Genomic DNA, 22,545 nt, shown 5'->3' with positions numbered 1-22,545 from the left:
TAAGCGTTCAGAACGAGATTTGTTTGGACACTCTTATATGTTTTTGTGCAACTTTTTATGCAGCAACCAAAGACCCACCGCCACCAATATGCTTAATGCAAATAAAACATACCACAGTAATTTAAAACCGCCTGCTGCTATTACCTGCCCGCCTACAACAGGCGCTATTACCTGCGCTGCTGACCATGACATGGCGTATAACCCCGCATATTGCCCGCTGTTATGCTGCCCTGCACGCGTAGTCCAAAACGAGTTCATGAAAGGCATGCTCATCATTTCGCCAAAGGTTACAATAAGCACCACCAGTATGCCTGCAACAGGCCTCGGGAGCAAAAGGTTTAGCAGAGCAAAGCCGGTCCCGGTTATTAGTACACCATATATTATATAGATCAAAGCCGGTCTGCGGCCTTCAAGATAGTTAATCATGATAAGCTCCACCAACGCTATAACCATCCCGTTTAACGCCAGCAGAAATCCAATAAAACGCAAGCTGAATTTCCATTCGGTCTCCAGGAAAACCGGCTCCATTATAAAAAACTGGTAAAAGCAAACGTTAAATAGTGTTACCAATGCAATGAAAGCCAGGTAAGGCTTGTCGCGATATGCAGAAATTGATTTTACAGTTTCTACAATATTTTTTACCGGTTTAATATAGGTTGATCTCGGAATAAGCCATAACAACATCAACGCCGCAAAGATGTTGGTGCAGCCATCAACCCAAAATAATAATTTGTAATTTATTGATGCTATAAACCCGCCAAAGGCAGCCCCAAAAGCCCACCCTAAATTGGTAGCCAGCCGATGTAGGGAGTAGGAGCGCGTTTTGTTTTGCGGCGCGCTATAATAGGCTATTGCTGACGAATTTGCCGGGCGGAAAGCCTCGTTGCAAAAACTTAATACAAATGCTCCAATACACATGCTGATGAACGTGTGCTGATAGCCTAATACAATAAACATGGTGCCACCAAGCAGGAGCGTACCCACTTGCATATCGTAAAAGCCGGTATGGTCTGATAACCATCCGCCTACATAATTACCCAGTATTGCGCCCGCGCCGAACAGCGCCAGCACATAACCCGCCTGCGCAACGCTAAAATGTAATTGATTAATGCAATACAGGATCATGTAAGGTACAACCATTGTACCGCTGCGATTGATGAACATAACGATGCTCAGATACCAGTTGTTGCGGGCAAGGCCACTGTAGGCGTTTTTATAGAGTTGGAGAAGCGACACGGGTAAGGAATAGTGTTAAATACAAAAGTACGGATTGCGTTTGCCTGAAAAAATTAAATGAAAAAGATATTAATTTTAGTATCAAATTATTGCACCATGAACGTTAACGAAATTATGGGCGAACTGCAGGCAAAGGGCAGCGAAAGCATAAAAAGGACGCTATTGAAACACGGCGTTAAGGAGCCTTTTTTTGGTGTGAAAATAGAATACCTAAAACCCATACAAAAAAAGATAAAGAAGGACTACCAGCTTGCCAAGGATCTGTTTGCCACCGGCAATGCGGATGCCATGTACCTTGCGGGTTTAATTGCTGATGATGAGAAAATGACGAAAGCCGACCTTCAAAACTGGGTTGAACATGCTACATCTAATAATGTAAGCGAGTACACGGTGCCCTGGGTAACCGCAGGAAACCCGCATGGGTTTGAACTGGCTTTGGAATGGATAGATAGCCCGGTAACGCACATAGCCGCCAGTGGATGGTCGGCACTGAGCAATATTGTAGCGCTTAGGCCCGATAGCGAACTGGATATGCAAAAGCTGCAAGACCTGTTAGAACGGGCTGAGAAGAACGTACATACAAGCGAGAGCCGGGTAAGCTACCACATGAATAATTTTATTATTTCGGTAGGGGCGTATGTAGCTGCCCTCGCCCATGAGGCAATGACAATAGCCAATAAAATAGGCGCGGTTACCATTGATATGAACGGCACGGCATGCAAAGTGCCTGTAGCTACAGATTACATCAAAAAAGTTTGGGACAAACGGGGAGGTGTAGCACCTAAGAAAAAGGATGTGAAGTGTTAGCTTACAACTTCGATACCCTGTTCCTCAACCAATGATCCGCCAATACCAACGCGGCCATGGCCTCCACAATAGGCACGGCACGGGGTACTACACACGGGTCGTGGCGGCCTTTGCCGGTAATTTCGGCGGCGTTGCCTTCACCATCTATGGTTTGCTGGTTGTGCATTATGGTGGCTACGGGTTTAAAGGCAACCTTAAACTCGATAGGCATACCGTTGCTGATTCCGCCTTGGATGCCACCCGAAAAATTGGTACGGGTAGCCACGCTACCGTCGGCGTTTTTTATGAAAATGTCGTTATGCTCAGAGCCGCGCATTTCGCTGCCACTAAAGCCCGAACCAAATTCAAAGCCGTGCACGGCATTAATGCTCAGCATGGCTTTGCCCAGGTCGGCATGCAGCTTATCGAAAACCGGGTCGCCAAGGCCTACGGGTGCGCCAATAATGTGGCAACTTACTTTACCGCCAACCGTATCACCATCCTTGCGGACGCTGTCTATAAACTCGATCATCTCTACAGCAGTTGCCGGGTCGGCACAACGGACGATGTTTTTCTCACGGGTTTCTAAAAAATCGGCAGCGCTTTCAATAAACACATTCGGTGCATTAATTGTGCCTACGCTGCTTACATGTGCCAGCACCTCTATGCCCTGAGTTTTTAATAACAATTTGGCCAAAGCACCCGCAGCTACACGTGCGGCAGTTTCGCGGGCGGACGAGCGGCCACCACCACGATGGTCGCGAATACCATATTTGGTAGCATAAGTATAATCGGCATGTGATGGGCGGAACACATCTACGTTGTGGCCGTAATCTTTAGAACGCTGGTCCTCATTCGGGATGATCATAGCGATGGGTGTGCCTGTAGTTTTACCCTCGAATGTTCCCGAAAGGATCTTTACTACATCGCTTTCCTTACGTTGAGTAGTGATCTTTGATTGCCCCGGTTTGCGCTTATCCAACTCGCCCTGGATGTAATCCAAGTCCACATCGAGCCCGGCCGGGCAGCCATCTATAATGACACCTATTGCCTCGCCATGCGATTCGCCAAATGTTGTTATCCTGAATAATTGACCAAATGAATTACCTGCCATTGAATTTTAAATGTGCGATTTTTAGATTCTTAATTACTCTTCAAGCGTCATTGCGAGGTACGGAGCAATCTCTTTGCTATACAGAGCGCCTCTGTAAGTAGGGGATTGCCACGCTACGCTCGCAATGACGATTTGGTTGTTATTGTATTACCGGGGTTACTTCAAACCCTACCTTTATTAAGTCTTTCCAAAACGCCGGGTATGATTTTTCTACCACGTCGGCATCTTCAACTTCCAGTTTTGGTATCAAGATGGCCAACGGCGCGAACGCCATTGCCATGCGGTGATCGTCGTAGGTGTTTACAAACATACGCTGCGGAATTTGTTTTTCGCTGCAATCCAGTTTATAAACCTGTCCTTTTTCTATTAGTTTAACGCCAATTTTAGCCAGTTCGGTTTGCAGGGCCAGGATACGGTCGGTTTCTTTGATCTTTAAAGTCTCCAGGCCTGTAAAGCTTGCCTCATGTCCTAATGCCGCGCATACTACAATAACAGTTTGAGCCAGGTCGGGGCATTCTTTCAAGTCGAAGATCTTACGCTGAACAGGTTTTGGTTCTTTTGTTAAATATACACCGCCATCCTTAAATACAGATGTGATGCCAAAGTTTGCCATCAGTTCGGTGATAACGCTATCGCCTTGTAAGCTGTAAGATGTTAATCCCGGCAGAAAAAGCTCCGCTTCATCGCTTAAGGCAGCTATGGAATACCAGTATGACGCTGCGCTCCAATCGGGTTCAACTAATAAAGCTGTTTCTGCAAAAATCTGGTTGGCTATAGTGATAGTATTGGCATCCCAAGTATGTTGGATGCCTGCCTGCCGAAGCATAGCTAACGTCATTTCCACATACGGGCGCGAGGTTAACTCACCTTCGATCTCCAGCGTTAAACCTTGCGGCAGACTTGAAGCGATAAGCAGCAACGCGGTAATGTACTGGCTGCTAATATCCCCTTTAATGCTGATGCGGTTGGTCTGCTGCGCAAAACCCTCGTGGATTTTGATAGGCGGGAAGCCCTCGTTCTTCACGTATTCGATGTTAGAGCCTAATTTACGCATGGCATCAACCAAAACACCGATAGGGCGCTGCTGCATCCGCTCGGAGCCGGTTAGCGTAATAGTTTTGTTTAGCAAAGGCAAGTACGCCGTTAAAAAGCGCATTGCCGTACCTGCAGGGCCGATGTTTATCTCGTGGCTAACAGTTCTGCCTTGTGTGATAGTAGGACCATTGCTTTTAATGATCGCGCCATGCTCATCTACCACTTGTGTGTTGACCATAAGCGGCGGCACGCCCTGTTCCTGAAGATCGAGTATCGTTTTTAAAGTTACAGCATCCGCCGCGTCAGACATGTTCTCGACCTTAACTTTTCCTTTACTCAACGCACCTATAACCAGCGCACGGTTGCACTCACTTTTAGAACCTGTAAGTTGTATAGTGCCTTTTACCGTTTTACCTTGTTTGGTAAGTATGATGTTATGTTTTGCCATAATTCAAAAAGCCTCACCCCAACCCCTCTCCAAAGGAGAGAGGCTTAGGGAGACTTGTATTTTAACACCCTTGTTTTTGAAAAGGGTATGGTGAGATAAATTATATGATTGAATAATTAATTGTTATCGCAATAAATGCACGCGATTACTAATCTCTAATCAACAATTCATTAATCTCTAATTATGCATGCGTTAATTTTTCTGCCGGTGCAGTTTCCTGGCCCGCGTTCATGATCTCGGTTTGTTTACGGATAGATTCGCTGTGCATCAGTTCCAGTAATTTCTCAGTAAACTCGGTGCTTAATTTTAATGCTTTAGCGTAGTTGGTACGTTTCTGTAAGATCTCGTCCCAGCGGTTTACCTGTAAAATGGTAACATTATTATCCTTTTTGTAGTTACCAATCTTCTCAACAATCTTCATACGCTCGGCCATTTTCTGGATCACTAGGTCGTCAATTTTATCGATCTGGTTGCGCAGTTCGGCAAGTTTGTCGTTCAGTTCAGCGCCTTTAACTTCCGGTTTACGTAAAGCCAGGTGGTCGATAATTTCAGATAGGGCAGCAGGGGTAACCTGTTGCGCGGCATCTGTCCAGGCAACTGTAGGGTCAATGTGCGATTCTATCATCAAACCCTGCATATCCAGGTCAAGCGCTTTTTGAGAAACGTAACCAATCAGGTCGCGGTTACCGGTAATGTGGCTTGGGTCGTTGATGATGGGCAGGTTTGGTACAAGCGTTTTTAAAGCGATAGCCAAATCCCACATCGGTTCGTTACGGAAGGCCGATTTTTCGTATGATGAGAACCCTCGGTGAATAGCAGCTAGTTTGGTGATACCTGCATTATTGATACGCTCTAAAGCGCCAACCCAAAGGGAAAGGTCAGGGTTAACAGGGTTTTTTACCATTACAGGCACATCAACGCCTTTAAGGGCGTCGGCAATTTCCTGCACGGTGAAAGGGTTAACGGTACTGCGCGCGCCAACCCAGAGAATATCTACACCTGCTTTTAAAGCTTCTTCTACGTGTTTGGCGGTAGCAACCTCAACAGCAGTTGGCAAGCCGGTTTCTTCTTTAGCGCGGTTTAACCATTCTAAACCAATGCTGCCAATACCTTCAAACTCTCCCGGGCGGGTACGTGGTTTCCAGATACCTGCACGCAGGGCGCTGATTTTACCTGTTTTTGCCAACAAGTGCGCGGTGGCTACTAACTGGTCTTCGGTTTCGGCGCTGCATGGGCCGGCAATTACCAACGGTTCTTTACCTGATTTATTGATCCAGGAATTAAGGGGCTGTATATTTAAGTTGTGTTTCATGATCTTGTTCGTTAGTCCGGCGTCCGAATGTCGGCAAGTCCGGAAGATTTTTGTTTATGTTGTTGTTACCTGTTTGTTAAATGTTTTATTTCTTTCGGACTTTCCGACCTCAGACTTCCGACTCTGTTATTCTTTCGGACTTTCCGGCTGAGGACTTCCGACTTTTTTCACGCTAATATATCGTTTCGTTTTCTCAGCCTTCAGAGGTTTTGGCGGTTCGCTTTCGTAGCGCTGATACTCGCCGAGTATGTTAAAGTTGTGCGTGTATTTCAGGATCTGGCGAATGGCGTTATCATATTGTTTGTTTTCTTTCCACTCTATGTCTACGTAAAAATTGTATTCGTTACGCTTGCCCAAAACCGGCATACTCTGTATTTTGCTCATGTTTACATCTTCCTGGGCAAAAATATTAAGCACTTTGGCCAATGCGCCAACCTGGTTAGTTACCTGGAAGCATAGTGATGCTTTGTTCGGGTTGCCCTTCTTTTTGGCGTTCTCGTGCGTGGTCAGGATCAGGAAGCGGGTAAAGTTTAACTTGTTCGATTCGATGCGGCGTTCCAAAACATCCAATCCATAAAGCTGTGCGGCCAGTGTGTTGGCTATGGCAACGGTATCTGTCAGTTGCTCATCCCGGATGCGTTTGGCACAGGCAGCGGTATCGTTGCTTTCTACAATTTTAAGGTGGGGGTATTCGTCAAAAAAATCAATACACTGCCGAATGGCAATAGGGTGCGAGGTTACATACTTAATATTCTCGAACCTTACCCCAGGCAGCGCCATCAAATGAAGCTGAATAGGCACATATACCTCACCAACAACCGGGAAGCTGTAACTCATCATTAACGAGTAATTGGGTAAAATGCTCCCTGCAATGCTGTTCTCAATTGCCATTACTACGTAATCGGCCTCATTATTTTGCAAGGCTTCAAACGTTTGTTTAAAAGAGTTACACTCAATAGTCTCAATATCCTGCCCAAAATATTTGAATGCGGCCTCCTCGTGGAACGAGGCACGGATCCCCTGTATAGCAACTCTTGGTTTCTCGGTTTTCATAAAGATTATTAAGCAAAAAAGTCCCGGCTTTTAGGGCCGGGACTTTTTAGTTTTTTGTATGTTTTGTTAGTACATATCAGTCCCGGCTCTTACTGCTAAAGTAAAAGTAGAAACCATAAAAATATGCACGTTGTGTTGTCATTGTTTTTGTTATGCTGTAAATGTACAAGTAAAAATTAATTTGTCAATAGATAATTTTATTTTTCTTAAAATAATTAATGCGAACAGAATTTTATTGGGTAAAAAGGTTTTTTGGCAATTGGAGGAATTTTAAAATCTGTATGGTTGTAAATCGGCTTGTAATAAAAGTAAGAAGCCCGGCTAAACCGGGCTTAACTTGCGCAATGGGTGGGAATCGAACCCCAAACATCGGACCCTATTTTTAGTAATTGACGCTTATTAAACAACAACGTATTAAATCTTTCAACCCATTGCGGTCGATTCAACACACACATTGGACATTAATAAATGATGCTCAACTGATGCCATAAATAATGATACACCAAAATGAACTATTGTATACAGCATTATATTTTTCATAGAATTAAAATTTATTTTTTTTAAAATCGAAATTAATTTTTCCAACTTGTGACAATTGGGCAATGTTTTCAAAACGAATTCTGAAAATAATACTGTTAAAAATGCGTCAATAAACTTAAAAACAAAGAACAGATGTTTTGCCGGACCTTATGATGAACTAATCACTATCAGCTTTTTTACAAAACTAATGTTTTGTCCAATAAGTTGATAGTTAATTTGCAAACTTGCGTTGTTAACGAAAGTTATTTAGAAGGCTTATTGTTTCGGAGAAAGCTCTCCACCGCTCATTAGTAAATTCGCCGACTTTGTAATCTTAATATCGAATTTTTGTAGTAAGCGAGGCATATGTTATTGTCTCCCTAAATTAGAATTTTTATACTCCCTCTGCAACACCCTTGCCGTTTGCGTACTGCCATCATGGCTCCAGCCGGGGGGATTAAACAGGTATTTGAGTTTGTTACCGATGCCGGGGGCGCGTTTTACGTCGGCAATGAGGGCTTTCCACTCATGGAAGAGTACGTTTACAGGGCCCATGTTTTTGGGCTGATGGGTGAGGCCATATTTAACAGGTTCGTTATCGTCCTCGTCATGAAAGGTGCCAAACATTCTGTCCCAAAGTATCAGTACCATACCCATATTTTTATCCAGGTAAGGAATGTTTGACGCATGGTGCACGCGATGGTGCGCCGGTGTAACAAAGATCCACCCATACCATTTTGGTAGCGGGATGCGGTACTGGGTATGCACCATGTTGCCGTAAAGCTGGGTTACCAGATAAGCGTATAAAATATCTATCGCGTTAAAACCAAACAGGGCAAGCGGCAGGTAAAAGAACGTGCGGTAAAGCGGCTCAAAAACGGTAGAGCGGAAACCCGTTGTGAAATTAAAATGTTCCGACGAGTGGTGCGTAACATGCATGGCCCAAAACAAGCGGCAGTAATGCCCCGTATAGTGCAGCACCCAATATAAAAAGTCCTGCATTACAACCAGCACAAACCAATATGCAAACCCGTTCTTGATTTCAAAAAAACGGTATTTGTATGTAAAGTTTAGCAACACAAACATACTGCCGTTAACCGCAAGGTTAAGCAAAAATGCAAGCGTTGTTAAGTAGATATTGGTGAGGGTATCGCGCTTTTCGTAATAGTGCCTGTTCTCGCGGTAGCTAAACCACATCTCTAAAAGGGTAAGCAGCACAAGCAGGCTCACCAATATGATCACAGCTTCGGAACGGGGATTTAAAGGAAGCATTTTATAACGACGCGTAATATCTTAAGCTATCGCAAAGTTCGTCCTCTGTGCAGATATTATCAATACTGTATTCACCAATATGTTTCAGCAGCGTGCAATTTATTTGACCGTTTTGGTTCTTTTTGTCCTTTTGCATGTGCTCTAAAAGGGTAGGGAAACTGTCTTCCTGTACTTTATAGCGTTTGTAAAGGTGGCTCAGCACTTCGGTGATTTCTAATAACTGGCTATCAGGCAGGCCAATTTTTTTGTTAGATAACCAGGCTTCGCATATCATACCTATGGCAATGGCCTCACCGTGCGATAGCGGGTCGGCATCATTCATCAGCGACCAGGTTTCCACCGCATGCCCAACGGTGTGGCCAAAATTTAAGGCTTTGCGGATGCCTTTCTCTTGAGGGTCTTCAATAACAACCTCGTTTTTGATCTCAACCGAGCGGTGTACCAACTCTTCAGCCGGCAGGCTCAGGTCGCTAACTTTTAGCTGGTCCCAATATTTGGCATCTACAATAAGGCCATGTTTCAGCATTTCGGCAAGGCCGGAAAGGATTTGCCTTGGCGGAAGGGTTTCTAAAAAACCTACATACATAAATACCGCCTTTGGCTGTGTAAAAGTGCCAATAATGTTTTTAACGGCATCCATATCAACCCCCGTTTTACCGCCAACAGATGCATCAACCTGCGATAACAGGGTGGTGGGTACCTGTACAAAATCTATCCCGCGTTTATAGGTAGAGGCCACAAAGCCACCCATATCGGTAATAACTCCCCCGCCAAGGTTTATCATCAGCGCTTTGCGGTCGGCTCCAAAATCTATCAGGGTTTTCCAGATGCCGATACAAAAATCAATGTTTTTACTTTCTTCGCCGGCGTTAACCTCTATAAGGTCAAAGTTATCCAGTTCGTCTAAATATTGTTTAACTACAGGCAGGCAATATTCAGTAGTGTGTTCGTCGGTAAGGATAAATACCCTTGAGTAGTTGCCCTGTTCTACAAAGTTGCGCAGTTCGGTTAAGCTATCATTAAAATAAACGGTGTAGCTGTCGCTCTGTATGTTATTCATTATATTATCTTGATCTTTTGGCCCCTGAATTCAACCAGGTCGCCTTGTTTTACTTTGAGGCGTTTGCGGTAATCTACCTCACCGTTGTAAGTAACTTCGCCGTGTTCAACAACTATCTGCGCTTCGCCGCCGGTTTGCACCAAACCCGCCGCTTTTAATAATTGTATCATGGGTATATAGTCGCCTTCAACTTTAAATTCTATCATAGCGGTCAAAATTAAACTATTCGTGTGATAATGAGTTATCATTTTATAATTTTGCGCAATACTTCGTATAGATCATAGTTAATAGTTGATGGTTCATATAAATACTTTTGTTTGCCATGAACTATGAACAATGATCCATGAATTAAAATAAAACATGACTCCAAACGATAGATTATCATTCGAAAATACCGAGATTGCTTTCCGCCATTCTACCAATACCGACCTTAACCGTGCTTACTGGCTGTTTAAGGTTATCAACGTAAACTTTTTAGTTAAGATAGGCCCGCCCATAACCAACTTAGCCATTAAAATAGGCCTGCCAATAAAGGGATTAATAAAGGCAACCATTTTTAAACATTTTTGCGGCGGCGAAACTATTGCCGAGTGTACCCAAACCATTAAAAACCTTGCTGATGGCGGGGTGGGTACTATTCTTGATTATTCGATAGAAGGCGAGGATGACGAATCTGTTTTTGATAACACCCGCGACGAGATCATCCGCACTATTATTACCGCGTCGAAAAGTAAAAGCATCCCGCTTACTGTTTTTAAAGTTACAGGCGTGGGGCGTTTTGGCTTGCTGGAGAAACTGGACGAAGGCCTAAAGCTTAGTGTCGACGAGCAAATTGAATGGCAAACCGTACAAGACAGGGTACTTGCTATTTGTGAGATGGCTCATTCTGAGGGTGTGCCAGTTATGATAGATGCCGAAGAAAGCTGGATCCAGAAAACTATAGATAACCTTGCGCTGAACATGATGCGCTTTTTTAATAAGGAAAGAGCCATTGTTTATAATACCTACCAATTGTACCGGCACGATAAACTGGCATCATTAATACATGACCACGCTGTTGCCGAAACCGAAGGCTTTATAATGGGGGCCAAAATAGTACGAGGTGCTTATATGGAAAAAGAGCGTAAACGTGCCGAAGAAAAAGGTTACCCATCGCCCATACAGCCCGACAAAGCCGCTACCGACCGGGACTACAACGACGCCCTAATATATTGTGCCGATAATATAACCAATATTGCCATTGTTGCAGGTACACATAACGAGGAAAGTTGCCGCCTGCTTGCCGACCTTTTGAACGAAAAGAAAATAGATCATAAAAACCAGCATGTGTTTTTCTCGCAGCTTTTAGGTATGAGCGATAACCTGAGCTTTAACCTGGCCAATGCTAATTACAACGTAGCTAAATACGTGCCTTATGGGCCTATAAAGGCAGTGTTACCTTACCTGTTCCGCCGTGCGCAGGAAAACACCGCCATTGCGGGGCAAATGAGCCGCGAATTAAGTCTGATCGTTAAAGAAAAGAAGAGAAGGAAGATATAAAAGGAAGCTGCGACTTTCCTATCTGCATTCTGTTATTGATGCAGATGCTTACCCCAATCTTTTGCTATTGTAAGATCGAAGTATTATGTGGTGATAGTAGCCGTTGCGTTTTTCCGGAACGCTGAGGGTGAGATCGCCGCTTTTTTTTTGAAGAACGATGTGAAGGCCGCCTGTCCCGAAAAGCCCAGGCCATCACTTATCTCGTTGATGCCCCAGTCGGTTTGTACCAGCAGGGATTTGGCCTCATGTAATAAACGGTCCTGAATATGCTCCCTTAATGTTTTACCGGTATGGTTCCTCACCAGGGAATTCAGATAATTTGGATGGATATAAAGCTGATCGGCAAATTCTGCAGCGGTTTTTAGTTTAACCAGAGAATCGCGCTCCTTTACCTGAAAAGATGTTTCGAGCAGGGACAAGAACCGGTAAATATACCTGTAACCCTCTGAAACGGGGGTTGTAACCCGGTTTTTACCTGCCCGCTGGCTTTCCAGCAGTAACAATTGTAACTGTAAAAGAATAGCCTGCTTCTTATCTCCGGAGGTGCCGCGATCTTCCCGGTACATGTTTTCGAAATAACCTTTAATAGCCGCCGATTGGGCATCGGTAAGTTGAATTACTGATTTATCAGTTTCAAAACTTGGGTATTGCTTAAACAGGTTTAAAAGATGCTCGGCATCGTGCCCGAAATAGGCGGGATGGATTAAACAAAAGTGGCCACCCGTTTCTGCCGATGTTGTTTGCCATGACATGATCTCATCCGGATGCAGGAAAGCTATTTCGTTAGGGCCCATCTCATACCGGTGGAGGCCTATGGTAAGGATACCTGTACCCGCTGTCATGTGGAAAATTTTATAGAATTTACGACGGTGGGGCGATATATAATCCTTTACAGGGTACTCATCACGATTATGGATCACAAAATAGCTGGAATTGACAGGGTAATGCTGCACATCCAGCAAAGGTACTTTGTAACCCTCATTGGCGAATGTCTCAAGTTCCAGGCGGGGTATTGTTGAGTTTTCCATATTGATCGTGAGAGGATTAGATGGCATTAAGTGCAATGGCAAACAAATTTAAATTAAAATATGCGAGGCAGCAAAAGCATTTAAGCCGTTACTGGTTCTACACGTTTAATGGCGGCTTGTAAAATAACCCGTGTGTACTAACCCATACTTTCAGCCTTATTTAGTTCCGAAAAGCTGCCGGGGTAATTGAAGTATGCTTTTTAAAGAAATTTGAGAAATGCGATATATCATCATATCCTAATACGTAAGAAACATCCCCTATGCTCCAGTCGGTTTGCTTCAGTAAAATTTTGGCCTCCTGAATTACGCGTTCGCTGATAAGTTGTGTAGTTGTGCGGCCGGTTGCTTCCTTTAAAATCTTGTTCAGGTGATTAACATGAACCGCTAAACGGTCAGCGTAGTCTTTAGCGCTGCGGAGGCCAAGCCGTTGATAAGTGTCAAGTGGGAATTGCCTTTCCAGCAATTCTATGAACAAGGCAGAGATACGTTCTGATGCGTTTTGCACCGGGTATTGCGCCTGAACCGGCTGAAGCTTTTGGCCGTAATGGATCAATTCCATAACCAGGTTGCGCAGCAGGTCGTACTTGTACGGATAATCCGTATCTATCTCCTTATACATTTTATTAAAAATGTATTGTATCTCTTTTATTTCATCATCATTTAATTGAAAAACGGGTATGTGCCCCGGTTGAAATATAGGCAGGTCATCTAAGCTAAAGGCAGCTTTGCCTGGTACAATAAACTCAGCGGTAAAAATGCAAAACATGCCTGTTTGGTTACCGTCTTCGGGTATCCAATGGTAGGGTATCTTTGGCGTAGCAAACAGCAGGGCGCTTTCCTGCACATCTATAACTTTATCAGCATATTCAGCCCGGCTTTTACCCCTTAGCCAGCTTATCTTGTAATAATCTCTGCGGCTGTAAGGCATTACCCTGGCCCCGGTTTTTTTATCAAAAAGTTTTTCAGCATCAAAAATGTTGAAATGGCCTATCTCCCGGGCAATCCCCTCCGGAAGGGCAGCTCCGTTTCTATGATAAAAATCGTTGAGTGAGGTATGTGTGATCATATTGCCGCGTGTTTTGTTATAACCACTTTAGTAATAATAACGTTTTAAAAATAGTATCATACAGGCGAAGACTATTCGCCTGTATGTAGGTTTATAACTGCAGCCCGCCCGATACTTCGATACGTTGGCCGGTTACCCACCCCGCGTCATCTGTACACAGGAATGCAACCACGCCGCCAATATCATCAGCCACAGCGGGCCTGCCAAGGGCAGTAACCGAACTGATGGCTTTTTGTGATTCTTCGCTGTTACGCAGGTGGGCGCCGCCAAAATCTGTCATCACTGCACCGGGGGCGATGGTATTAGCCCGTATGCCCCGGTCACCAAACTCTTTAGCCACATATCTGGTAAACACCTCTACCGCGCCCTTCATTGCCGCATAAGCAGACGATTTTGGATAAGTGATGCGCGTTAACCCGCTTGATACGTTTATAACGCCGCCGCCATCATTCATTACAGGCAGCAATTGCTGTGTTAAAAAATACACGCCTTTGAAATGGATGTTTAATAATTCGTCAAAAAACTCCTCTGTAACCTCGCTAATGAGTTTGTAACCCCCGATGCCGGCATTATTTACCAGGAAGTCGATACGGTCGGTATTAAATTGTTCCTTCAGCGTGGTTATCAACTGATCGGTAAAGGCCGCGAAGTTCTTTATTTCGCCGGTGTTAAGTTGCAGTGCTTCCGCCTTCCTGCCAGATCGGCGAATCTGGTCAACCACCTTTGCGGCTTCATCTGCATTAGTGTTATAAGTTATAATAATATCCAGCCCCTTTTCGGCTGTTTTTAATGCCATGTCTTTGCCTAAACCGCGGCTGCCGCCGGTTATAAGAGCTATTTTACTTTTGTTTTCCATGTATTTATAATTTATACAAAGATGTGCGAAAACGAGGGTAAGTGTTTGAATGATTCAATCCATTATTTGCGAAATTCAATCATTAGTATCAATAACAAAATCGGCTTAAGCTATATGTTTCAATTGCGCTTCCAGCTATTTTGCAACAACGGCCCAATTAATTCATTGAGGGGTGGCCGGCCGGTACAAGTTGCGTGTTAGTTCGTGGCATGGTTTGCGGTAATTATATGCCCGCCCAGCCAACAGTAACAGCATCTGAATGTGTAACAATATAGCTTGTTTTTTATCGGGATGATTGCCGGTAAGTTCCTGTCGCATCATTTTAAAAACCATGCCTATTGCTACCGCATGTTGGTAGGTTAAAACGATTAGGGCGTTTGAAGGGTGGAACTGGGGATACTGGCGGAATAACCTGGTCAGGTACTCCCGTTCGCCCAGGTATTGCGGGTGGATCTCGCAGTGGTGGACAACGGAGCTTTCTCTCAGTTGCCATAGTACTTTGGTATCGGGATGTAGAAACACCAGGTCTCCGGTACGCAGCAGATACATGTAAGGACCGATACTGGCAAAGCCCCCGCCGGAGATGATCTGGACCATTTGATACGCCATATTGCCCCGTGTACTTTTCAATGCAGCTACATTGCTATAGCAACTCACGCTAAATTGCAGGTGGTTGTTCATCTGCGGTATTTCCATACAATATGTAAATCTCTTAAAATAACAACCGGCAACATATACCCGTTGTTAAACAAACAGATAGCATGTTGCCGGTATATTTATCAGATTAAAAATCTGTTGATTTGCTGATATTTTCAAACGCGGCCAGATCATGTTGAACGGCCTGGATCTTACCATTGGCCATACCAAATGAGTCGGAGCCGAGGAAGAGGTGCAATGGGCGTTCTTCCAGTTCGGCAATATGAATAAAGGCGGCGGCAGCCTTCTCAGGGTCGCCGGGTTGGTTGCCTATGATCTGTTCGTTGTGGATCACTTCCAGGTCGCGGGCCTCTTTATATTCAGCTATAGGGTTGGCCGCGGTATTAAGCGAGCCTTCTAACAAGAAGTTAGTTTTAAAATAACCCGGGTAAACGATGGTTGCAGAAATCCCCATTGATTTGATCTCGGCTGAAAGCGCTTCTGTAAAACCGGCAACCGCGAATTTAGTAGCGTTGTATATACCCCAGCCGGGGAATGTGCCCAGGAAGCCGGCGATAGAGGAAATATTGAAAAATGCGCCCGATCTTTTTTCCCTGAAAACCGGCATTACATTACGGATCACATTCAGCGAGCCGAAAACATTCACGTCAAAATTTTTGCGTGCTTCCTCATCGGTCAATTCTTCTAATGTACCCAGCTGGCCGTATCCGGCATTGTTAACCACTACGTCAATAGTGCCAAATTTAGCAAGTATTCCGGCTACGGTAGTTGCTACACTTTCGTTGCTGGTAAGGTTAACGCTAAGGGGTAGAAATTCGTCGCCGGTGTGGCCAACTTCTTCGCGTAAAGCATCAATGTTTCTTGAAGTCGCCGCTACCTTATAGCCTTCGCTTAGCAGGCGTTTTACCAATGATAATCCTAATCCTTTTGAGGCTCCTGTTACGAACCATACTTTTTGTGTTTTCATTTTGCAATCATTTAAATTTATACTACAAAGTTGCTCACAATAAGCCCGGTAAGCCTTATTTGAATAGCAGGGAAATTTGCGAGTTTCAAAGATTTGTATTGGCATATACACTTTTACAGAGATAAGGCCATGTAACAGCCCTGGTAGTAAAGCCATAATTGTATTATTTACTGCTACAATTACTTATTGTAATAATATATTTGGCTGCGCTAATACCGATAGTGGTATTAGCCGCTATGCTTTATAAAATCAGCAGAGATACGGATATTGAGAAATAACAATTTGCTACCTGCCATTCAAATACAAAAATGAGATATTTAAAAAACACACGCTTTACCGGCAAATTAAAAGCTTCGATACTTATAATATTCTTTTTGGCTTTTGTTGCCGGCAACGTTTCGGCGCAAAATTTAGTTAATCGTCTTTTTTCTAAAACTGATACAGCATCCGTCCCTAAAGAAATTGAAGACCCGGAATGTGTGGGTATTAATAAAGAAGCGCATCATGCTACGTTAATGCCTTACGGGTCGTTAAAAGAAGCCCTCGCGGCAAACAGGCATGCTTCATCTTACGCCCGGACGCTAAATGGTAGCTGGAAATTCTCGTGGGTAGACTGGCCGCAAAAACGGCCCGTTAACTTCTACAAAACAGATTATGATGTGTCTGGCTGGAAAGATATAAAAGTGCCATCAAACTGGCAGGTTGAAGGTTATGGCACGCCTTATTACAGCAACTATAACTATATCTTTCAAAAAGATTTTCCGCGTGTTATGAGCACGCCGCCGGTAAATTTTACCGCATACCAGGAGCGTAACCCGGTAGGCAGCTACCGCCGTAACTTTGAGTTGCCGGCAAACTGGAAAGACCGCCGCGTTTTTGTAACCTTTGACGGTGTTGACGCCGGATTTTTTTTATGGGTAAACGGCAAAAAGGTAGGTTACAGCGTAAACAGCCGCAATGCCGCCGAGTTTGATATTACAAAATATGTTAACCCCGGTAATAATATGATCGCTGTTGAAGTTTACCGTTTCACTACGGGCAGCTACCTGGAAGACCAGGACATGTTCAGGCTAAGTGGAATCTTTCGCAATGTAACGTTATGGAGCTCGCCAACGCAACATATCCGCGATTATTTTATTAAAACAACTTTCGACGCTCAATATCACAACGCTGTTTTACAGGTTAGCACCAAGGTTAAAAATTACGGAACTATAGCAACAACCCCGCGAAAACTTAACATCAAGCTTTATAATGGCAGCCAACCCGTTGCAGGGGCAATGGCCGAGCAGCAGGTACCGGTACTGAAACCCGGCGAAGAGGTCACGATCAGTGCCAACATCCCGGTAACATCTCCCGAAAAATGGACCGCCGAGACACCCAAATTGTACACAACGGTACTTTCCCTTTATGATGGACTGGCGGCTGTTGAACATGTATCAGCGAAAACGGGTTTCAGGCAAATTGAGATAAAGGGAAGGGTATTTATGCTGAACGGCGTGCCGGTAAAACTTAAGGGTGTAAACCGGCATGAAAACTGGCCTGATGATGGCCACGCGGTTACAGAGCAACAAATGATCCGCGATATTGAACTGATAAAGCAGGCTAACTGTAACCATGTGCGTACCTGTCATTATTCTGACGACCCGCGCTGGTACGAACTGTGTGATGAATACGGTATTTATCTTGTGGCAGAAGCTAATCTCGAATCTCACGGAGCGTGGGATGAGTTTAACGAAGACCCGCGTATTAAAGCGGCCATTATAGATCGTAATGTGGCCAATATAGAGAACTTTAAAAATCACCCCTCGGTTTTGATCTGGTCGCTGGGTAATGAATGCGGATCGGGCGGTTCTAATTTCAGGGCGGCCTTAAACACCATTAAAGCTATTGACCCGACCCGCCCCTCGCACTACGAGGGCTTTGGTATAGGCCAGGATAACCCTGCAGATATTGACAGCAGGATGTACACATCGATAGAGGAGGTAGAAAAGAACGCCAAAAGTAATACACTTACAAAGCCCTTTTACCTTTGCGAATACGCGCATGCGATGTTCAATTCTATGGGTTCGGTAGATTTATATAACGACCTTTTTGACGAATACCCCACCTTGCTTGGCGGCGCTATTTGGGAGTGGCAGGACCAGGGTATTTATAATAACCGCGACCCGCTTCACCCAATTACTGCCTACGGTGGCGGCTTTGGCGAGTACCCTAACGATAAGTACTTTATCCATAAAGGGGTGGTTTTCTCAAACCGTAGTTTAAAGCCACACTACCCCGAACTGAAACACGCTTACCAGTGGGTTACTATAAAAGCTGTTGACGCGCGTAAAGGCATTTTCCTGTTAAAAAGCCGTTACCAGTTCACCAACTTAACTCACTTTGCAGGCAAGTGGGCCTTGATTGAAAATGGTGACCAAATTGCCGCTGGTGTGTTCAATACAGGGAATGTTGCGCCAGGGTTAGAAAAGGAAATACGTATTCCTTACTCCTTTATAGCTAAACCGGGCAGCGAATATTTTATCCGGCTTTCCCTTGTTTTAAGTACCGAAGAAAAATGGGCTCCAAAAGGCTACGAAGTTGCATCACAGCAATTAGAAGTCCCCAATTTAATAACTGCCCCTACGGTAAAACCAGTTAAAGGCGCATTGAGCATCTTAACCGAAGGGCAACAGATAACCATAAACGGAGCGGATTTTACCACAACCTTTGATAAACTACAAGGTACATTTACAACCATTGCAAAGAACGGGCACAACCTGCTTACCAAAGACGGTGGGCCGCGATTGCATTTATGGCGGGCCCCTCATCAAATAGATGATATGTGGGCTTACCGTGATTGGGAAAGAAAAGGAATAACAGAGTTGAAATGGAAAGTGGATGCGGTAGATTATAAAAAACTGACCAACGGCAGCGTACAGATCATTGCTAACCTTAGCGGCTACGGGCGGCAAAACTTTAAGGTTGACCATAAAGCCATTTACACCGTTAATGCAAACGGACAGGTACTTTCGCAAAACGAAGTTAGCGCCAGCGATTCTACGGTAGCGCTTGCCCGCATGGGGGTTCGTTTAATGCTTAATAATGAATTGAATCAGTTTGATTACTATGGCAGGGGCCCGTTTGAAAACTATGCCGACCGAAAGCGTGGATCTGATATAGGCCATTATACAAGTACAGTAGCTAACCAGCTTACACCTTACGAAAAACCCATGGAATGCGGCAACCACGAAGATGTAAGATGGGCCAACCTTAAAGCGGCCGGCGGCCTGAAATTTAACGTGAAAGCGGATGGTTCCTTTATGCAGGTTTCGGCACTGCCTTATACCGATGAAGAGATGGCGCCCGTAGAATATAAAATTGACCTGCCAAAAAGCGAACACACGGTATTAACTATTAGCCATAAAACTTTAGGTGTAGGCTCTAACGGCTGCGGACCTAAACCATTGCAGCAGTACCGCGTGTATGGCAAAAAAACAAGTTTTAATTACCAGATCAATCTATAAATTGATCTGGTATTCTTGTTTCATTAGCTCAGCGACTTGGTTCGTTGCGCTTAAATTTATTTATCGCCAACCCAATGCGGGGGCAACATGCTCCAAAATTGCGGATACCACGTGGATATTATAATCGACACCTAAGGTGTTTGGTATGGTAAGTAGCAGTGTATCGGCTTCTTTTATTGCTTCGTCTTGCGCCAATTCTTTAATAAGCACATCGGGCTCCGCGGCATAGCTCTTTCCAAATACCGCGCGTTTGTCGGCTTCAATGTATCCAAAACTGTCGGCTCCTTTGGCCTGCCCAAAGTATAGCCTGTCCTGGTCATTAACCAATGCAAAAATAGACCGGCTTACCGAAACCCTTGGTTCGCGCTGGTGTCCGGCTTTTTTCCACGCCTCTTTATATAGCCTTATCTGTTCTGCCTGCTGGATGTGGAAAGGTTTACCGCTTTCGTCGAATTTTAATGTAGAGCTTTGCAAGTTCATGCCGTTTTCGGCCGCCCAAACAGCAGTAGCGTTTGATGCAGCGCCCCACCAGATGCGTTCAAGTAATCCTTCCGAGTGGGGTTCGAGGCGCAACAATCCAGGCGGGTTTGGGAACATAGGGTAGGGGTTGGGCTCAGCAAACCCTTTTCCTTTTAATTTATCTAAGAAATCTAAAGCCTTTTTTCTTCCCATATCCGCATCGGTCTCACCCTCAGTAGGTTCATATCCAAAATAGCGCCAGCCCTCAATTACCTGCTCCGGCGAACCACGGCTAATGCCCAATTGCAAGCGACCGCCCGAGATCAGATCTGCCGCTCCGGCATCTTCAACCATGTACATCGGGTTTTCGTAACGCATATCTATAACACCGGTCCCAATTTCTATTTTACTGGTTTTAGCGCCAATGGCCGATAGCAGGGGAAATGGAGAAGCCAGTTGTCGCGCAAAATGATGCACCCGAAAATAGGCGCCATCCAAACCTATCTCTTCTGCCGCAACAGCCAGGTCAATGGACTGTAGCAATGTATCTGCCGCGGTACGGGTTTGATATGCGGGATGATCTGACCAATGCCCGAATGATAAAAATCCTATTTTCTTCATCAGATATTTAATATCAATTTTAAGTAAACGTCTGCCATGCCGGCTTTGATGCTGCAAAGTTAATTTGATTTACACAAGAAACATGTCACTTTTCACGGTTTTCCTGTAACTTTTGAGGAAAAATCTATTAAGATGGGAGTGAGCGGGCGGGGCGGGTTACTGTATATTTAGTGAATTTTTTACTTACTTAAGATCTTCCTGGTTACAAATTCATTAAAAAAATGATCCCTGTAAATGTTACCGATAGGTATTTCGTTCTCGCCTATGTACACCGTATTGTTATCTACAGAATCTATGTTGTTTACATTGATGATGTATGATTTGCTGACCCTTACAAATAAGCTTTTTGGAAGCAACTCATGAATAGTTTTAATATTCATAAGGGTTATCACTTTTTGCGCTTCTAAATAAATGATCACATAATCCTTTAAGCCCTCAATATAAAGTATATCGCTAAAATAAACTTTAAATATTCTCCGTTCCGACCGTACAAAAATGTAATCAGTGGTTATATTTTCTATATTACTGTTCGTAACATCAGCATGAAATAACTTACAATATGTGTTTGCCTTTTCAACAGCTTTTTGAAAGCGCTCCGGTTTTACAGGTTTTATCAAATAGTCAATAGCATCTACGTCGTAACTTTCTGAAGCAAATTCATGAAAAGCCGTGGTAAAAACTACAAGGGTTTTCTTAGGGATAGTTCTGGCAAATTCAATTCCATTCACTCCCGGCATTTGAATATCGAGAAATATGAGGTCTACGGCGTTTGTTGCCAGAAAAGCTTTTGTAGCATCTGCCCCGTTAAATGAAGCTATAGCATTTAAGTTTTCTGTTTGATAAACCAGTTTTTCAATCGCTTTCCTGGCTAATGGTTCATCATCTACTATAATGCAGTTCATGTTATAATTTTAAAGTTAATGTAGTGCAATATGTGTCGGGATTGTCTTCTATTCTCAGATCATGCAAAGAAGGAAACAAAAGTTCTAACCTTCTCTTAATATTATCAAGGCCTAATCCTCCGGTTTTATTAACCGCCCTTACCGCGGGTTTTGAGTTCATGCATTTGAAAAAAAGCTCGGAATGGCGAACATCAAAAAATAAATTTACATATGATGGTTTGGTTGAGTCGTTATTGTGTTTTACAGCATTCTCTACAAATGAAATGAACAATAAAGGCGGCACCTGAACACCGCTCAGTTCACCCTCTTTGGATATTAAAAAATTAAAATTATCCCGTCTTACTTTTTCCAGGTTTAAAAAATCTTCCAAAAAATGTATTTCTGAAGTTAATAATACCTTATCTCTCGAGCTATCATAAAGCTGATAACGAAGCAGGTCGCTTAATTTCATCAAAACCTGCGAAGCTTTTTTTGGATCATCTTCAATTAACACATTAGCGTTGTTGAGCATATTAAAAAGGAAATGCGGATTGATCTGATTCTTAAGCTGGTCAAGTTCGGCATTGGTATTTACAAGTTCCAGGTCATGTATCAGCTGCGCGTCAGCAATCCACTGCTGGAATAATTTTATAGCTGATGATGCGATTATAAGCACCAGGATCATAAAGGAAAAGGTAAAGAAATTAATACTATCGTTTTGGTAAGGCAGTGAATCGGGCTTAAAATAAAATGCAAAAAATTCATGCATGTAAAATAAAATGATAATGCTTAAAAGGACAAAAAAACCATAGCTCAGGTATCTTTTTTTAAACAAAAATTTAGGTACAAAAAAATACATATTACTGTAGGCCAATAAGAGTATCTGAAAGAAAATAGCCAGGCGGTTATAAGTTTCGAAAGGCTCTACATAGTCCGGCGGACTGTAATATAAAACAACGATACAAAACGCGATAATTGATAAATGGCGCTGAACCCTGTATTCTCCTGAGATGATCAGCTGAAGCATCCAATTAGTATCTATTGTTTTCCTGTGTAAAGTTCTATTCATAAGCTATTCAAATTTCGAGCAAATGTAGCAACCTGCAAACAACACAAATTTTTACTATACA

At 43.7% G+C, this 22,545-nt stretch carries 19 protein-coding genes; 3 read left to right on the top strand and 16 right to left on the bottom strand.

Annotation, left to right across the window (positions count from 1 at the left end; translation table 11 throughout):
* Positions 1-33 precede the first annotated feature (33 nt).
* The gene (locus ACFQZI_RS18455; RefSeq protein WP_377145135.1) at positions 34-1,236 is read right to left on the bottom strand and encodes an MFS transporter; all 1,203 of its coding nucleotides are present in this window, start codon (positions 1,234-1,236) and stop codon (positions 34-36) included.
* A gap of 57 nt (positions 1,237-1,293) precedes the next feature.
* Here ACFQZI_RS18455 and ACFQZI_RS18450 point away from each other — a divergent pair, with 57 nt between their 5' ends.
* On the top strand, positions 1,294-2,043 hold the full coding sequence (locus ACFQZI_RS18450) for a DNA alkylation repair protein (protein WP_377145134.1): 750 nt from the start codon (positions 1,294-1,296) through the stop codon (positions 2,041-2,043).
* 1 nt (position 2,044) lies between these two features.
* On the opposite strand, the gene aroC is transcribed toward ACFQZI_RS18450, so the two are convergent.
* The 7 genes from aroC to ACFQZI_RS18415 form a co-directional block, all read right to left on the bottom strand.
* Positions 2,045-3,136, bottom strand: coding sequence for a chorismate synthase (aroC, locus tag ACFQZI_RS18445; RefSeq protein ID WP_377145132.1), 1,092 nt, complete (start codon positions 3,134-3,136; stop codon positions 2,045-2,047).
* Between the two features lie 139 nt (positions 3,137-3,275).
* A complete protein-coding gene (aroA, locus tag ACFQZI_RS18440) occupies positions 3,276-4,619 on the bottom strand; it encodes a 3-phosphoshikimate 1-carboxyvinyltransferase (RefSeq protein ID WP_377145130.1) in 1,344 nt (447 codons plus the stop codon).
* A 181-nt stretch (positions 4,620-4,800) separates the two neighbouring features.
* The gene (locus ACFQZI_RS18435; RefSeq protein WP_377145128.1) at positions 4,801-5,931 is read right to left on the bottom strand and encodes a chorismate mutase; all 1,131 of its coding nucleotides are present in this window, start codon (positions 5,929-5,931) and stop codon (positions 4,801-4,803) included.
* Between the two features lie 126 nt (positions 5,932-6,057).
* Positions 6,058-6,984 carry a prephenate dehydratase gene (locus tag ACFQZI_RS18430; protein ID WP_377145127.1) on the bottom strand — a complete coding sequence of 309 codons (927 nt, stop codon included), beginning with the start codon at positions 6,982-6,984 and terminating at the stop codon, positions 6,058-6,060.
* An 888-nt stretch (positions 6,985-7,872) separates the two neighbouring features.
* Positions 7,873-8,775, bottom strand: a complete 903-nt coding sequence (locus tag ACFQZI_RS18425; protein ID WP_377145125.1) for a sterol desaturase family protein — start codon at positions 8,773-8,775, stop codon at positions 7,873-7,875.
* Between the two features lies 1 nt (position 8,776).
* Positions 8,777-9,835 (bottom strand): 3-dehydroquinate synthase, encoded by a 1,059-nt coding sequence (gene aroB, locus ACFQZI_RS18420; RefSeq protein ID WP_377145123.1) that lies wholly within the window; start codon positions 9,833-9,835, stop codon positions 8,777-8,779.
* The gene (locus ACFQZI_RS18415) at positions 9,835-10,041 is read right to left on the bottom strand and encodes an RNA-binding S4 domain-containing protein (protein WP_377145122.1); all 207 of its coding nucleotides are present in this window, start codon (positions 10,039-10,041) and stop codon (positions 9,835-9,837) included. Before ACFQZI_RS18415 ends, aroB begins: the two co-directional genes overlap by 1 nt.
* Positions 10,042-10,195: 154 nt before the next feature.
* On the opposite strand from ACFQZI_RS18415, the gene ACFQZI_RS18410 reads away from it, so the two are divergent.
* Positions 10,196-11,374 (top strand): proline dehydrogenase family protein, encoded by a 1,179-nt coding sequence (locus ACFQZI_RS18410; RefSeq protein ID WP_377145121.1) that lies wholly within the window; start codon positions 10,196-10,198, stop codon positions 11,372-11,374.
* 83 nt (positions 11,375-11,457) lie between these two features.
* Here the strand turns inward: ACFQZI_RS18410 and ACFQZI_RS18405 are convergent, their stop codons facing one another.
* From ACFQZI_RS18405 to ACFQZI_RS18385, 5 genes are all read right to left on the bottom strand, one after another.
* Positions 11,458-12,402, bottom strand: coding sequence for an AraC family transcriptional regulator (locus tag ACFQZI_RS18405; protein WP_377145119.1), 945 nt, complete (start codon positions 12,400-12,402; stop codon positions 11,458-11,460).
* 160 nt (positions 12,403-12,562) lie between these two features.
* On the bottom strand, positions 12,563-13,468 hold the full coding sequence (locus ACFQZI_RS18400; protein ID WP_377145117.1) for a helix-turn-helix domain-containing protein: 906 nt from the start codon (positions 13,466-13,468) through the stop codon (positions 12,563-12,565).
* Positions 13,469-13,559: 91 nt separating this feature from the next.
* Positions 13,560-14,324, bottom strand: coding sequence for an SDR family NAD(P)-dependent oxidoreductase (locus ACFQZI_RS18395; protein WP_377145115.1), 765 nt, complete (start codon positions 14,322-14,324; stop codon positions 13,560-13,562).
* A 162-nt stretch (positions 14,325-14,486) separates the two neighbouring features.
* The gene (locus tag ACFQZI_RS18390; RefSeq protein WP_377145113.1) at positions 14,487-15,020 is read right to left on the bottom strand and encodes a hypothetical protein; all 534 of its coding nucleotides are present in this window, start codon (positions 15,018-15,020) and stop codon (positions 14,487-14,489) included.
* An 88-nt stretch (positions 15,021-15,108) separates the two neighbouring features.
* The gene (locus ACFQZI_RS18385) at positions 15,109-15,948 is read right to left on the bottom strand and encodes an SDR family NAD(P)-dependent oxidoreductase (protein WP_377145111.1); all 840 of its coding nucleotides are present in this window, start codon (positions 15,946-15,948) and stop codon (positions 15,109-15,111) included.
* A 308-nt stretch (positions 15,949-16,256) separates the two neighbouring features.
* On the opposite strand from ACFQZI_RS18385, the gene ACFQZI_RS18380 reads away from it, so the two are divergent.
* Positions 16,257-19,454 carry a glycoside hydrolase family 2 TIM barrel-domain containing protein gene (locus ACFQZI_RS18380; RefSeq protein ID WP_377145109.1) on the top strand — a complete coding sequence of 1,066 codons (3,198 nt, stop codon included), beginning with the start codon at positions 16,257-16,259 and terminating at the stop codon, positions 19,452-19,454.
* A 60-nt stretch (positions 19,455-19,514) separates the two neighbouring features.
* On the opposite strand, the gene ACFQZI_RS18375 is transcribed toward ACFQZI_RS18380, so the two are convergent.
* The 3 genes from ACFQZI_RS18375 to ACFQZI_RS18365 form a co-directional block, all read right to left on the bottom strand.
* Positions 19,515-20,534, bottom strand: coding sequence for an LLM class flavin-dependent oxidoreductase (locus ACFQZI_RS18375; protein WP_377145107.1), 1,020 nt, complete (start codon positions 20,532-20,534; stop codon positions 19,515-19,517).
* A 179-nt stretch (positions 20,535-20,713) separates the two neighbouring features.
* Complete coding sequence (locus ACFQZI_RS18370) at positions 20,714-21,436, bottom strand: LytR/AlgR family response regulator transcription factor (RefSeq protein ID WP_377145105.1); 723 nt, start codon at positions 21,434-21,436, stop codon at positions 20,714-20,716.
* 1 nt (position 21,437) lies between these two features.
* Positions 21,438-22,484: a sensor histidine kinase gene (locus ACFQZI_RS18365; protein WP_377145103.1), complete on the bottom strand. Its 1,047-nt coding sequence runs from the start codon at positions 22,482-22,484 to the stop codon at positions 21,438-21,440.
* Positions 22,485-22,545 lie beyond the last annotated feature (61 nt).

Source organism: Mucilaginibacter lutimaris (assembly GCF_042676625.1).
GTDB lineage: Bacteria > Bacteroidota > Bacteroidia > Sphingobacteriales > Sphingobacteriaceae > Mucilaginibacter > Mucilaginibacter lutimaris.
Note: the sequence above shows the minus strand (reverse complement) of the source record. Positions and strands in the feature narration are given on the sequence as shown.

Excerpts from the sequence above, each read along its gene's own strand:
- ACFQZI_RS18450 (WP_377145134.1), top strand. The coding sequence starts at position 1,294 with ATGAAAAAGATATTAATTTTAGTATCAAATTATTGCACCATGAACGTT.
- aroC (WP_377145132.1), bottom strand. The coding sequence starts at position 3,136 with ATGGCAGGTAATTCATTTGGTCAATTATTCAGGATAACAACATTTGGC.
- aroA (WP_377145130.1), bottom strand. The coding sequence starts at position 4,619 with ATGGCAAAACATAACATCATACTTACCAAACAAGGTAAAACGGTAAAA.
- ACFQZI_RS18435 (WP_377145128.1), bottom strand. The coding sequence starts at position 5,931 with ATGAAACACAACTTAAATATACAGCCCCTTAATTCCTGGATCAATAAA.
- ACFQZI_RS18430 (WP_377145127.1), bottom strand. The coding sequence starts at position 6,984 with ATGAAAACCGAGAAACCAAGAGTTGCTATACAGGGGATCCGTGCCTCG.
- ACFQZI_RS18425 (WP_377145125.1), bottom strand. The coding sequence starts at position 8,775 with ATGCTTCCTTTAAATCCCCGTTCCGAAGCTGTGATCATATTGGTGAGC.
- aroB (WP_377145123.1), bottom strand. The coding sequence starts at position 9,835 with ATGAATAACATACAGAGCGACAGCTACACCGTTTATTTTAATGATAGC.
- ACFQZI_RS18415 (WP_377145122.1), bottom strand. The coding sequence starts at position 10,041 with ATGATAGAATTTAAAGTTGAAGGCGACTATATACCCATGATACAATTA.
- ACFQZI_RS18410 (WP_377145121.1), top strand. The coding sequence starts at position 10,196 with ATGACTCCAAACGATAGATTATCATTCGAAAATACCGAGATTGCTTTC.
- ACFQZI_RS18405 (WP_377145119.1), bottom strand. The coding sequence starts at position 12,402 with ATGGAAAACTCAACAATACCCCGCCTGGAACTTGAGACATTCGCCAAT.
- ACFQZI_RS18400 (WP_377145117.1), bottom strand. The coding sequence starts at position 13,468 with ATGATCACACATACCTCACTCAACGATTTTTATCATAGAAACGGAGCT.
- ACFQZI_RS18395 (WP_377145115.1), bottom strand. The coding sequence starts at position 14,324 with ATGGAAAACAAAAGTAAAATAGCTCTTATAACCGGCGGCAGCCGCGGT.
- ACFQZI_RS18390 (WP_377145113.1), bottom strand. The coding sequence starts at position 15,020 with ATGGAAATACCGCAGATGAACAACCACCTGCAATTTAGCGTGAGTTGC.
- ACFQZI_RS18385 (WP_377145111.1), bottom strand. The coding sequence starts at position 15,948 with ATGAAAACACAAAAAGTATGGTTCGTAACAGGAGCCTCAAAAGGATTA.
- ACFQZI_RS18380 (WP_377145109.1), top strand. The coding sequence starts at position 16,257 with ATGAGATATTTAAAAAACACACGCTTTACCGGCAAATTAAAAGCTTCG.
- ACFQZI_RS18375 (WP_377145107.1), bottom strand. The coding sequence starts at position 20,534 with ATGAAGAAAATAGGATTTTTATCATTCGGGCATTGGTCAGATCATCCC.
- ACFQZI_RS18370 (WP_377145105.1), bottom strand. The coding sequence starts at position 21,436 with ATGAACTGCATTATAGTAGATGATGAACCATTAGCCAGGAAAGCGATT.
- ACFQZI_RS18365 (WP_377145103.1), bottom strand. The coding sequence starts at position 22,484 with ATGAATAGAACTTTACACAGGAAAACAATAGATACTAATTGGATGCTT.